The organism is Amycolatopsis benzoatilytica AK 16/65, assembly GCF_000383915.1.
GTDB classification, from domain to species: domain Bacteria; phylum Actinomycetota; class Actinomycetes; order Mycobacteriales; family Pseudonocardiaceae; genus Amycolatopsis; species Amycolatopsis benzoatilytica.
Genome location: NZ_KB912942.1, coordinates 5,473,548 through 5,485,400, shown reverse-complemented (window position 1 = coordinate 5,485,400; position 11,853 = coordinate 5,473,548). Strand labels below are relative to the sequence as shown.

At 70.6% G+C, this 11,853-nt stretch carries 12 protein-coding genes; 5 read left to right on the top strand and 7 right to left on the bottom strand.

The window, feature by feature from the left end; translation table 11 throughout:
* Positions 1 to 88: 88 nt before the first annotated feature.
* Positions 89 to 544 (top strand): Fur family transcriptional regulator, encoded by a 456-nt coding sequence (locus AMYBE_RS0125215; RefSeq protein ID WP_020662172.1) that lies wholly within the window; start codon positions 89 to 91, stop codon positions 542 to 544.
* Entirely contained in the window at positions 537 to 2,771 is a 2,235-nt protein-coding gene (gene katG, locus AMYBE_RS0125210) for a catalase/peroxidase HPI (RefSeq protein ID WP_020662171.1), read from the top strand. The genes AMYBE_RS0125215 and katG overlap by 8 nt, the downstream gene beginning before the upstream one ends.
* Positions 2,772 to 2,842: 71 nt before the next feature.
* Here the strand turns inward: katG and AMYBE_RS0125205 are convergent, their stop codons facing one another.
* Together AMYBE_RS0125205 and AMYBE_RS0125200 are read right to left on the bottom strand one after the other, a co-directional pair.
* Positions 2,843 to 3,736, bottom strand: a complete 894-nt coding sequence (locus AMYBE_RS0125205) for a C1 family peptidase (protein ID WP_020662170.1) — start codon at positions 3,734 to 3,736, stop codon at positions 2,843 to 2,845.
* A gap of 236 nt (positions 3,737 to 3,972) precedes the next feature.
* The gene (locus AMYBE_RS0125200; protein WP_020662169.1) at positions 3,973 to 4,644 is read right to left on the bottom strand and encodes a TetR/AcrR family transcriptional regulator; all 672 of its coding nucleotides are present in this window, start codon (positions 4,642 to 4,644) and stop codon (positions 3,973 to 3,975) included.
* Positions 4,645 to 5,014: 370 nt separating this feature from the next.
* On the opposite strand from AMYBE_RS0125200, the gene AMYBE_RS0125195 reads away from it, so the two are divergent.
* The 3 genes from AMYBE_RS0125195 (at position 5,015) to AMYBE_RS0125185 (ending at position 8,947) form a co-directional block, all read left to right on the top strand.
* Complete coding sequence (locus AMYBE_RS0125195; protein ID WP_020658590.1) at positions 5,015 to 6,178, top strand: IS110 family RNA-guided transposase; 1,164 nt, start codon at positions 5,015 to 5,017, stop codon at positions 6,176 to 6,178.
* A gap of 241 nt (positions 6,179 to 6,419) precedes the next feature.
* Entirely contained in the window at positions 6,420 to 7,499 is a 1,080-nt protein-coding gene (locus AMYBE_RS0125190; RefSeq protein WP_020662168.1) for a histidine kinase, read from the top strand.
* The gene (locus AMYBE_RS0125185) at positions 7,496 to 8,947 is read left to right on the top strand and encodes a BTAD domain-containing putative transcriptional regulator (RefSeq protein WP_020662167.1); all 1,452 of its coding nucleotides are present in this window, start codon (positions 7,496 to 7,498) and stop codon (positions 8,945 to 8,947) included. The genes AMYBE_RS0125190 and AMYBE_RS0125185 overlap by 4 nt, the downstream gene beginning before the upstream one ends.
* Before the next feature lie 130 nt (positions 8,948 to 9,077).
* Here AMYBE_RS0125185 and AMYBE_RS42325 read toward each other — a convergent pair whose 3' ends face one another.
* From AMYBE_RS42325 to AMYBE_RS42320, 5 genes are read right to left on the bottom strand one after another with little or no spacing between them, the layout of a single operon-like run.
* Complete coding sequence (locus tag AMYBE_RS42325; RefSeq protein ID WP_020662166.1) at positions 9,078 to 9,977, bottom strand: hypothetical protein; 900 nt, start codon at positions 9,975 to 9,977, stop codon at positions 9,078 to 9,080.
* Positions 9,974 to 10,282 (bottom strand): type VII secretion target, encoded by a 309-nt coding sequence (locus AMYBE_RS0125175; RefSeq protein ID WP_020662165.1) that lies wholly within the window; start codon positions 10,280 to 10,282, stop codon positions 9,974 to 9,976. The genes AMYBE_RS42325 and AMYBE_RS0125175 overlap by 4 nt, the downstream gene beginning before the upstream one ends.
* Entirely contained in the window at positions 10,279 to 10,686 is a 408-nt protein-coding gene (locus AMYBE_RS0125170; RefSeq protein WP_020662164.1) for a YbaB/EbfC family nucleoid-associated protein, read from the bottom strand. The genes AMYBE_RS0125175 and AMYBE_RS0125170 overlap by 4 nt, the downstream gene beginning before the upstream one ends.
* 29 nt (positions 10,687 to 10,715) lie before the next feature.
* Positions 10,716 to 11,519 carry an ESX secretion-associated protein EspG gene (locus tag AMYBE_RS0125165; RefSeq protein ID WP_020662163.1) on the bottom strand — a complete coding sequence of 268 codons (804 nt, stop codon included), beginning with the start codon at positions 11,517 to 11,519 and terminating at the stop codon, positions 10,716 to 10,718.
* Positions 11,516 to 11,842: a hypothetical protein gene (locus AMYBE_RS42320; protein WP_020662162.1), complete on the bottom strand. Its 327-nt coding sequence runs from the start codon at positions 11,840 to 11,842 to the stop codon at positions 11,516 to 11,518. The genes AMYBE_RS0125165 and AMYBE_RS42320 overlap by 4 nt, the downstream gene beginning before the upstream one ends.
* Positions 11,843 to 11,853 lie beyond the last annotated feature (11 nt).

Here is an 11,853-nt window from a genome sequence, read left to right as displayed (position 1 = left end):
GGTGCGTCGCCGGACCGCCAGGAGGAGGAAGCACTGACCGGGTGACTGATTCTTGATTCATTCCAGAAAATGCGGCAGACTCACCGGCATGCCGACGACCTCGGACTTCGAGCAGATGCTGCGCGGCGTGCAGCTGCGGATCACGCGCCCTCGGCTGGCCGTGCTCTCCGCGGTGCACGCCAACGCGCACGCGGACACCGAGTCCGTCATCGGCGCCGTGCGCGCAGACCTCGGCGAGGTGTCTCACCAGGCCGTCTACGACGTGCTGCGCGCATTGACCGAGACGGGGCTGCTGCGGCGCATCCAGCCGCCCGGCTCGGTCGCGCGGTACGAGGCCCGGGTAGGGGACAACCACCACCATGTCGTGTGCCGTTCGTGCGGCGCCATCGCGGACGTCGACTGCGCGGTCGGCGAAGCGCCTTGCCTGACCGCTTCCGAAGCCCACGGTTTCGTCATCGACGAGGCCGAGGTCGTCTACTGGGGCCAATGCCCTGACTGTTCTGCCGCAACTGATCCAGAACTCCGGAAGGAATCCCGTGTCTGACAGCCCGAACGCCGAAGCCGGCGCAGTGAAGGAAACCGCGGGCCGCTGCCCCGTGACGGGCGGGGCCCTGGGCAGCTCGTCCGATTCTGCCGTCATCCCTGACTGGTGGCCCAACCAGCTCAACTTGAAAATCCTGCGCAAGCACGCGCCCGCCGCGAACCCGATGGACGACGGCTTCGACTACGCCGAAGCGTTCGCCGGGCTCGACCTGGACGCGCTGGCTCGCGACGTCGACGCGGTGCTGACCGACTCCCAGGACTGGTGGCCGGCCGACTTCGGCAACTACGGCCCGCTGTTCATCCGGATGGCCTGGCACAGCGCGGGCACCTACCGCATCGACGACGGCCGCGGCGGAGCGGGCCAGGGCCTGCAGCGCTTCGCGCCGCTGAACAGCTGGCCGGACAACGTGAACCTGGACAAGGCGCGTCGTCTGCTGTGGCCGGTCAAGAAGAAGTACGGCAAGCAGATCTCGTGGGCCGACCTGATGATCTTCGCCGGCAACCGCGCGCTGGAGACGATGGGCTTCCCGACCTTCGGCTTCGGCGGCGGCCGCGCGGACGTGTGGGAAGCCGACGACGACGTTTACTGGGGCCCGGAGCGCACCTGGCTGGGCGACGAGCGCTACACCGGCGACCGCCAGCTGGAGAAGCCGCTGGCCGCGGTGCAGATGGGCCTGATCTACGTCAACCCGGAAGGCCCGAACGGGAACCCGGACCCGCTGGCCTCGGCTCGCGACATCCGCGAGACCTTCGGCCGGATGGCGATGAACGACGAGGAGACCGTCGCGCTGATCGCCGGCGGCCACACCTTCGGCAAGACGCACGGCGCGGCGCCCGAATCGCACAAGGGCCCGGAGCCCGAGGGCGCCCCGCTCGAGCAGCAGGGCCTCGGCTGGAAGAGCGACTTCGGCAGCGGCAAGGGCCGCGACGCGGTCGGCAGCGGGCTCGAGGTCACCTGGACCCCGACCCCGACCAAGTGGAGCAACTGGTTCTTCCACAACCTGTTCACCTACGAGTGGGAGCTCACCGAAAGCCCCGCCGGCGCGAAGCAGTGGAAGCCGAAGAACAACGCCGCCGCGGGCACCGTGCCGGACCCGGAGACCGGTGACCTCAACCGGGCGCCGAGCATGCTGACCTCGGACCTGGCGCTGCGCTTCGACCCGATCTACGAGCCGATCTCCCGCCGGTTCTACGAGAACCCGGACCAGTTCGCGGACGCCTTCGCCCGTGCCTGGTTCAAGCTGACCCACCGCGACATGGGCCCGATCCAGCGCTACCTCGGCCCGCTGGTGCCGTCCGAGCAGCTCATCTGGCAGGACCCGGTCCCGGCGGTGGACCACGAGCTGGTCGACGCCGCGGACATCGCGGACCTCAAGGCGAAGATCCTCGCCTCGGGTCTTTCGGTGGCGCAGCTGGTCTCCACCGCGTGGGCGTCCGCCTCGACCTTCCGCAGCAGCGACAAGCGCGGCGGTGCGAACGGCGCCCGGATCCGCCTCGAGCCGCAGCGCGGCTGGGAGGTCAACCAGCCGGAGGAGCTGGCCCGGGTGCTGACCGCGCTGGAAGGCGTGCAGGAAGCGTTCAACAGCGCGCAGTCCGGCGGCAAGAAGGTCTCCCTCGCCGACCTGATCGTGCTGGGCGGCGTCGCGGCGATCGAGAAGGCCGCCAAGGACGGCGGCGTCGACCTGCAGGTCGGGTTCACCCCGGGCCGCACCGACGCCACCCAGGAGCAGACCGACGCCGACTCGTTCGCGGCGATGGAGCCGTCCGCGGACGGCTTCCGCAACTACCGCGGCAAGGGCAAGCGGCTGCCGTCGGAGTACCAGCTGGTGGACCGGGCGAACCTGCTCGGCCTCAGCGCGCCGGAGATGACCGTGCTCGTCGGCGGCCTGCGCGTGCTCGGCGCCAACCACCAGGGCTCGAAGGAGGGCGTGTTCACCGAGCGCGAAGGCGTGCTGAGCAACGACTTCTTCGTGAACCTGCTCGACATGGGCATCGAGTGGACCGCGGCCGAGGAGGGCGAGTACCCGGAGCACTACGCGGCCCGCGACCTCGCCACCGGCGAGCCCAAGTGGACCGGCAGCCGGATCGACCTGCTCTTCGGCTCCAACTCGGAGCTGCGGGCGCTTGCCGAGGTCTACGCGAGCGACGACGCGAACGAGAAGTTCGTCCGCGACTTCGCCGCCGCGTGGCACAAGGTGATGGACGCCGACCGGTTCGACGTCAAGTGACCTGAGCAGCAACGGAAAACGGCCCCGGGACTCGCGTCCCGGGGCCGTTTTCTTTGTGGGGATGCGGAAAATCAGCCCTGAACGAGTTTGCCCATCGCGTTGACCTCGTCGACGTCGCCGGTGTTGAAGAAGCTCCACGGCACAGTCACGAAGCCGCTGTCGCCCCAGCCGGAGCCCCAGCTGTTCTCGATTTTCACGCCCTGGTCGTTGTAAGCGACGATGGTGACCTCGTGGCCGCCGACCACCGGGTCGCTGCTGGAGTCGCCGGGCAGGTAGGAGTAGTCGCTCGCGGTCTGGCTGTTCAGGTCCATGAAGCTCTGGTGCACGGTGAACCCGATCGCCACCGGCTCGCCCTGGGAAATGGCGTTCTCGATATCGTTGCGGGCCGCGGTGCCGCTGGTCGACAATTGTGTGAAGCCGGACAGCTTGTACTGTGCGGCATTCGCCTTTTCGTTCTGGTCGGGCTGAGTGGTGTAGTCGAAATCGCCCTGCCAGTAGTCGGATTTGGTGTCGATGCCCTGCTGCTGTTCCATCGGCAGCGCGACGCTCGCCCAGGTGCCCTGGTCGTTGCCCTTCGCGATCTGGCTGTAGATGAACATCGGCGCCATCGGGCCGCCGCTGATGCCCTGCTCGTTCATCAGCACGCCGTAGCCGGTGTAGCCGGTGGCCCAGGTGACGCACGAGCCGACCTGGCCCTGGTCGCCCGGCGCGTTCGCGTACTGGGTGAGATCGCCGCTGGACGGGAGCTCCGCGGTGGCCCGCGGGTGGACCGCCTGAGCGGTGGCGGTGTGGGCGTGCATCCGGGTCTGTGCGGCGCGCAGGCCGGCGATGTTCAGGCCCAGGCCGTGCTTCTGGTGCTGAGGATGGTGCTGGACGGCCGCGGCGGCGGGGCCGGCGCCCAGTGCGGCGGCGAGGCCGGCGGCAGCGAGCAGGGAAAGCACCGCAGGCGTTTTTCCGAGTTGCATTCTGAACTCCTTCGGGCATGCCGAAAAAGAAGCGGGGACGGGGATTTTGTGCGGGGAGAACGCAGTAAAGGTAGATCGGCGGGTTATTCCGCGGACACCTACGAAAGGAGGGAGGCGATCAAGTATGCGAACTGCGGGAATCGATCAAGCGGACATTCCGGCGGTAACCGCAGATATCGGCCGTGCGTCCATTGTGGACTCGCCGGAGTGCTGAGGTTTAGACCACTCGGCCGGGTTCAGTCCGGCAGCGGGGTGGTGCGGGCGCCGTTGAGCAGAGTGTCGATCGCCCACTGGGAACGCGCGTCCCCGTCGCCGGACAACAGGTTCTCGCCCGCGGCGGCGATGTGCGGGTGGGTCCGCGGGGAGATCGACCGAACGGTCTCGGCGAGGGTGTCGTGCGCCTGGTCCGCGGTCGGGCTGGTGGCGCGGGTGCCGTGTTCGACCGCGCTGGCGGTGGCGACGAGCAGGAGCAAGTCGACCGTCCAGGCGGCTTGCGCGGCCGGGATGCCGGCTTCGGCGAGGAGACCGAGGACGGTGTCGACCGTTTTGAGGTAGTTCGGTCCGGTCAGCGGGGTCACCAGGGCGACCCGGGCGAGGCCGGGGTAGGCGTAGAGGATGTCGCGGTAGGTCGAGATGACCGTCCACAAGCGACTGCGCCAGGGCCCGGTGGCCGGCGCGGCGACCTGGCCGAGCAGTTCGTCCAGCACCGCGGCGTGCAGCTCGTCGGTGTCTCGGATGTACACATAGAGCGAAGCGGGTCCGGTGTCCAGCTCTTTCGCGAGCCGGCGCATGGTGATGCGCTCGGTGCCTTCGTCGCGGACGATGGCCAGCGCGGTCGCGACGATGCCTTCGCGGCTCAGCGCGGGCTTGGCCGGGCGCTCGCGGCGATTGTAGGCATTCGCGGTCATCCGGCCATGGTAAGCGATGGCGGACGGCGGGGAGACGGTTCAGTCAGGTACCCGGCGACGTCCGTCGTGGGCCCCGACATCCTCAACTGCCCCGACGTCCGTGAGGGGCCCCTTGCCGGACTCAGATTCCGACTTGTATGTGGTGACCGGTTGGATTGGCTGGCTGATCACTGGTCGTAGTCTGCCGGAAGTGCCGGGCTGGGATCGCTCGTGAGATTCCTGCCGCCCTTGTGCGGGCTGGCTCGTTGAGGGTGTGTGTCCTGGTCCGGCACCGGCTGCGGTCTGACTCAACAGAGGTTCGGGCACCACAAGCTGAAAGTCGGAATGTCGACCGCGGTTTCCCGTATCTGACGAGGAAGGAACGCGGTTGATGGTCGTGATCGGAGTCGACCCGCACAAGTCCAGTCACACTGCGGCGGCGCTCGACCCGGGCAGCGACGCGACGCTGGACACCGTCCGCATCGACGCGGCATTGCCGGAATACCGGAAGCTGCTGGTCTGGGCCCGGCGGTTCGGGCAACGCCGCTGGGCGGTGGAAAACGCCTGGGGGCTCGGCCGTCATCTGGCGCAGTGGCTCACCGCGCGGGGCGAGACCGTCGTGGACGTCCCCGCGACCGCGACCGCGCGGGTGCGGCAGCTCTCGCGGGGCCGCCGGAAGAACGACGCCCTGGACGCCGCGGCGGCGGCCAGCGTGGCAGCGCTGCAGGGCGACGGGACCCCGGTGACCGCCGAGGGGCTCTCGACGGTGCTGGGGATGCTCGACGAGCGGCGGACCAACCTCACCCGGCAACGCACCCGGACGGTCAACCAGCTGCACGCCCTGCTGCGCGAACTGATGCCCGGCGGCGCACCCGCCGACCTGACCGCCGGCCAGGCGGCCGCGATGCTGGCGCGGGTCCGGCCGGCCTCTCCGGCGGAGCAGGCCCGCAAGGACCTCGCGCGGGACCTGGTCGCCGACATCCGCGCACTGGACACCCGTGTGAAGACGAACCAGAAGCGCATGCAGCAGGCCGTCGCCGATTCCGGCAGCAGCCTGCCCGACGTCGTCGGCATAGGCCCGGTGGTGGCCGCGCGGCTGATCGGGCGCACCGGTCGCGCCTCGCGGTTCCCGACAGCAGCGGCCTTCGCCGTCCACGCCGGCGCGGCGCCGATCGAGATCGCCAGCGCCGGCACGGCGCGGCACCGGCTGTCGCGCCAGGGCGACCGCAAGCTGAACAATGCCCTGCACACGATCGCCTTGACCCAGGTGCGCATGTCCGGAACCAGAGGACGCCTCTACTACGACCGCAAGATCGCCGAGGGCAAGACTCACAAAGAAGCGATGCGCTGCCTGAAACGCCGTCTGGCCGACCACGTCTGGCGAGTCATGATCGCCGACCAGCGCCGGCAGACACGAGCGGCGGGCCCGGGAGGACACGCGGGGGCGACTCTGACATCCAGCGCGACCAGCCCTACCCCGACGGCCGGCTCTTCGGACAAGTCACTTCCCGGACCCGCCAACCACAACTCTACGACACCGAACCCAGCAGCTTGACAAACACAGAGGAACCCTCAAGGGGCCCTTCACGGACGTCGGCGGGCAGCAACCGGGCTCCGAACCTGCCGGTTTTCGCTCCAAGCCGTGCCCGAACTCGCCGAAATCCCGCCGCGAGCAGCGCGCCTTCCCGGCGTTTCCTAGGCTGGACCCCGTGTGGGAGAGAGCGAGAGACCGCCTGAAGAGCCGCTTGGACGCGGGCCTTGCCCAATCCGGCCTCACGCTGCCCTGGTGGGTTCCGGTGGGCACCACCGCTTTCGCCGGGGCCGGCCTGATCGGCGCGGTGGTCCAGCGGGTCGGCACCGGACTGCCCGTCGCGCTCGGCGGGTTCGTTCTCGCGATGGGGTCGTCGCTGTTCTGGGCCGTCACCGGGCGGCTGGTTCCGTCCTGGGTGAAGGCGCTCGGGATGCTCGCCGGGGTCGGCGTCCTGCTCACCCATCCGGTCGTACCCGATTTCGCGCCGGTGCCGTTGTTCGTGCTGGCCGGCGAGCTGTCCTCGATCGCGTCGGCGCGGATGGCTCTCGCGGGCGCCGCGGGCGCGGTCGGGCTGCTGAGTGTCACGGCGGCGACCGTCGGGCTTGTCGGGTATCCGGTGTACGTGCTCGGGGTGCTCGTCGGGTTCGCGGCCGGGTTCATGCTGCGCTGGTACGTGCGCGCGCTGGACGCCGAGCGCGGTAAACAAGAGGCAGTGCGGGAGCAGGCGATGCTGGGCGAGCGGCAGCGCATCGCGCGCGAGGTGCACGACGTCGTGGCGCATTCGTTGAGCATTACGTTGCTGCACGTCACGGGGGCGCGGCACGGGTTGAGCACCGATCGCGACATCGACGAGGCGGTCGCCGCGCTCACTGAGGCGGAGCGCGTCGGGCGGGCGGCGATGGCCGACATCCGGCGGACGGTCGGGCTCCTGTCGAAAGACTCGTCGGGCACCCGGCCGTTGCCGGGGGCCGGCGACGTCGCCGTGCTGGTTTCCGAGACGTGTGCGGCCGGGCTGGCCGTGGACTACGAGCTGGAGGGTGATGTGACCGCGGTCGGGTCCGCGGTGGGGCTGGGGCTCTACCGGATCGTGCAGGAGTCGCTGGCGAACGTCGTCAAACACGCGCCCTCGACGAAAGCTCTGGTGCATTTGACGATTGAAGCGGCGGAGGCGCATCTGACCGTCCGCAATGGACATGATGGCGGGCCGCTGAACCCGGGAGGTTCCGGACTGGCCGGGATGACCGCGCGGGCCGAACAGCTCGGCGCTCGGCTCACCGCCGGGCCGGAGGACGGCGCCTGGGTGGTCGACGTGACGGTTCCGCTGGCGCGCGGGGCCGCGTCGTGACCGTTGCCGCCGGGGAAGTGCGGGTGCTGCTGGTCGACGACCAGGAGCTGGTGCGGGCCGGACTGCGGTTGATCCTCCGGGAGCGCGAGGGCTTCGTGATCGCGGGCGAGTGTTCGGACGGGGACGAGGTGCCGGCGGCGCTCGAAGCAGCCGGCGGGATCGACGTCGTCGTGATGGACCTGCGGATGAAGCGGGTCGACGGGATCGAGGCGACCCGGCGGCTGCGGGCGAGCGGTCGGCGGCCGCCGGTGCTGGCGTTGACCACGTTCGACGACGACGAGCTGCTGGCGGGAGTGCTGCGCGCGGGCGCGGTCGGCTATGTGCTGAAAGATTCGCCGGCGGAGGACCTGATTCGCGCGGTGCGGGCGGTCGCCATGGGGGAGGCGTGGCTGGATCCGGCGGTGACCGGACGAGTGCTGAGAACCTACCGCGCGGCGGCGGAGCGGCCGGTGCTGCCGTCCGGACTCCTCACGCCGCTCGAACTGGACGTCCTGACGGCGGTGGCACGCGGGATGACGGACGCGGAAGCCGCCGGGGCGCTGTCGGTTTCGGCCGGTGCCGTGGAAGCGCATTTCGCGCGGGTCCGCGAGAAATTGCGGCTGCGCGACCGGGCGGCGGCGATTGTCTACGCCTTCGACCACGGGTTGGTGACGCCGGGCGGGGATTCGGTTCCGGTCGCGCCGGACGCGTTGCAGTTCAGCGTGCTGGGTCCGCTGCGGGCGTGGCGCGGCACCCGGCTGCTCGATCTAGGACCGGTGCGGCAGCAGGCGTTGCTGGCGGCGTTGGTGCTGCGGCCCGGGACGACCGTCAGCGCGGGCGAGCTGCTGGACGGCGTATGGGGGCTGGAGCCGCCGGGGACCGGCGGGCGGGTGGTGCCGGTGTACGTGCACCGGCTGCGGAAATGTCTGCGTTCGACCGGCGAACGTACCGAAGACTCCGTCATTGGCAGCGATCGTGGCGGATATCGGTTCGCCGGCGATCGGGTGCGGTTGGACGTCACGGAGCTGACGGACCGGATCGCGGAGGCGTCGGCGGCCGCGCGCGGCGGCGATCCGGCGGCCGCGGTGGACGCGTATGCCGGGGCGTTGTCGTTGTTCCACGGCGAGCCGCTCGCCGGCCTGCCGGGTCCGTTCGTCGAGGGCGAGCGGCTGCGGCTGACCGAGCGGCGGCTGAGCCTGGTGCGGGACAAGGCATCCCTGCAGCTGCAGCTCGGCCGCACGGACGACGTCGTGCACGAGCTGTCGGCCCTGCTCGCGGTCCATCCGCATCGGGAACCGCTCGCGGTGCTGCTGATGCGCGCACTGCATCGCGGCGGGCGGCGGGCGGACGCGCTGGCGGTCCATCGGCGGACGCGGGAGCGGTTGCGCGCGGATCTGGGCGTCGAACCGGGGACCGAGCTGGTCCGGGAGCTGCGGGTGGTGCTCAGCTCGGATCAGGGTCCCTCGTGAGTGCACACGGGACCGAGACGCCGGGCGCAGGCGCCCGGCGTCTCACCTGAATGTCCGTGAGGGGCCCCTTGCCGGAATCTGATTCCGGCAAGGGGCCCCTCACGGATTCTCGAAAACGAAGTCGAGCTCGTCAGCTCTGGACGGTCGTGCTGAGCGGAGTGTAATGCGAGTCGGAATCCGCCGAGTCCGAAAGGGCCGAAGAGGACGGATCACGGTAGCTGGCGTCCGAAGCCGCCGAGTATCGCGACGAAGAATCCGCGGCCGAGGAATCCGGAGAGGACGAACTGTCCTGTTTGGACGCCTCGCTCAGCTTGGTCATCAACTGGGTAGCCGCTTCCAGCCCCTGCGTCACGGAGGTGATCAGCTGCAGCAGGTTGTCCGAATCGGACAGCAGTACGGCGAGCTTCTGCGCGATCTGCCCGCCGTACTCGGTGGCGATCGCGACCGCCTGCGGGATCGCCGCCGCGATGCTCGCACCGAACGTCGCCTGCGCCGCGGCGAACGCCTGCGTCATCAGCTCGACGATCTTCCCGACCGCTTCCGAGATCAGCCCGCCGACCTCTCGCTGCGCCTTGGCGACGACCTTCCCGGCCCCGGTGGCCGCCTTCGCCATCGCGATGCCGGCCTGTCCGACCGCCTCGACGCAGTCCGCGTGCTGCGAGCTGGTGTCGCGGTAGCCGGACGCCGAATCGCCTTTCCAGCCGGACGTTTCCGGTCCCGAGGACTGCCGGTAGTCGTCCGCGACCGACGACACCTGCTGTCCGCCGCCTTCCATGCCCTGCGAGTGCGACGACACCGAGTCCGGGTTGCCCTGCAACTGCTTGAGCGGTTCTTCCAGGAACCGCACCAGTTCGGTGACCATGCCGAAGCCGGCCGAGGTCAGCGCGGCGAGCGGGTCCTGGGACGCGCCGAGCAGGTCGAGCGCGGTGCTGGCGCCGCCGAGCCCGGCCGACACCCAGTCCTGGTTCTCGACGGCTTTCGTGGTGGTCTTCAGGTCCGCCAGCAGCTGGCCGGAGTCTGTGCCGGTCATGGCAGGTCCTTCCCGGGCAGGGAAACCGCGGTGTGCTGGTCCCGGCGTTCGTAGCTTTCCGCGGCCCGGGTGAGGTTCGCGCTCACCTGGTCCACAGTGGACGACGCGTGCGCGACGGCGTCGTTGGTCTTGCCCACCGCGGCCTGCAGCCCGGCGGTGAGGAACTGGACGAACATGCCGAGCGCCTGGTCGCCGAGCCCGGCCGGGGCGCTGCGGGCGACGTTGCCGAGCCGGTCGGCCAGGTCGCCGACGGTCGCCGCATGCCGGCGCAGCTGCGCCGGGTCGACCTCGAACCCGGCGGTCACGAGATGATCCCGGGGTGGGAGAAGTAGTCGTCCTCCTGGCGCGGGGCGGTGGCGCCGGCCGCGGCCGGGATGTTGTCGCGGACCAGTTGCAGCGCCGGGCCGTCGCCGACGTACTCGGTCATGATGTCCACGACCTGCGCGCCGGCCTGGCGGTGCGCCTCCTGCACGGTGGCGAGGATGAGCCGGGCGAGCGCGTCCGCCTCCAGTGCCCGGGCGGCCGGGCTCAGCCGCAGGTCGGTCAGCGCACCGCTGGGGCCGACCTCGACCTCGACCTCGCCGCGCGGGGACGCGGCGCGTCCGCCCACATGGGTCAGGCTCGCGCTGGCCGCCTCGGCGTTCGCCTGCATCCGGGACAGTTTCTGCTGGTAGTCGGCGAGCCAGGCCGCCGAGTCTTGGGTCGGCACGGAAGGTTCTCTCCTCGGATTCGGTGCGGTCATCGCGGTCGGCGCGCGATCGTGGCCAGCTCGCCGAGGGCGAACCGCAGGTCGGAATAACGGAGCGAGTTGACGCTGAGCCAGCCGTCGTCCGGGCGGTTGACCCGGACCCGGCCGCGCGGACCGTCCACCCAGGACAGTTCCAGGCCCGCACGGGTGCGCCCGTCGCGGGTCGCGCCGAGCTGGCCGCGGCCGGTCAGCGGGACGACCAGGCCGACGAGGCTGTCCAGCGCCATCGGGTCGCCGCCGCTGTCCCGGACGAGGTTTCGCAGCCGGATGGCGCGGGACGTGTCGTCCTCGTCGTCGTCTTCGGTGAGCGCCAGCGTCGCGTCGACCGCGTGTGCGGGCAGCGTGACCGGCATGGTGCGGGCCGCGTTCGTCTCCGGGATCTCCGCCAGCACCGCGTCCACCAGGCCGGTTTCCGGCACTCGGCGCAGCGAGAGGGTGTTCTCGCCGCGGCGTTGCCGGCAGATCAGCGCCCAGGAGCGGTATACGAGTGCGGTGATGGCGGTCGCCCCCTCGGCGTCCGCCATCACCAAGTCGATTACGCCGCGGCGCTCGCGCAACGCGGTCACGGCTTCGGCGGCCAGTCCGTCCGGACCGGCGTCGTCGGCGAGACCGCGCGCCCGCAGCGTCTGCCCGGCGGTGCCGAACAAGATCTCGCGTTCGCCGTCGATCCGGCCGTAAAACGGCACCTGCAACGGGAACGGCCAGCCCGCCCCGGCGTGCGCGGCCAGCAGATCGGCCTCGACGAGTCCGATGTGGACGGTTTCGTCCCCGGTGCGCGGGAGCGCGGCGGTCATTCCGCCCTCCGCTCGAGCCGCTGGAACGCCTCCTGCACCCCGGATTCGTGCTCCTGGTAGTGCCGGATGCCGTGCTGCAGCGCCTCGTGGAACCCGGTCAGCTCGGTGTCCGCGGCGCCGAGCTCCCCGCTGAGCCCGGCCTGCCCGGCGGCCTCGCGCAGCCGCTGCGCCAGGTGCAGCGCGGGCGGCGCGGTGCCGAGCTGCGGGATCCGTTCGGCCAGCCGGCCCGCCGAGCCGACCAGCTCGCCGGTCTGCTCGCCGAGCCTGCCGAGCGCCGCGACCTGCCGGTCCAGCGCTTGAGGTTCGACCTGGTGGCGGGTCATCGGATGCTCCT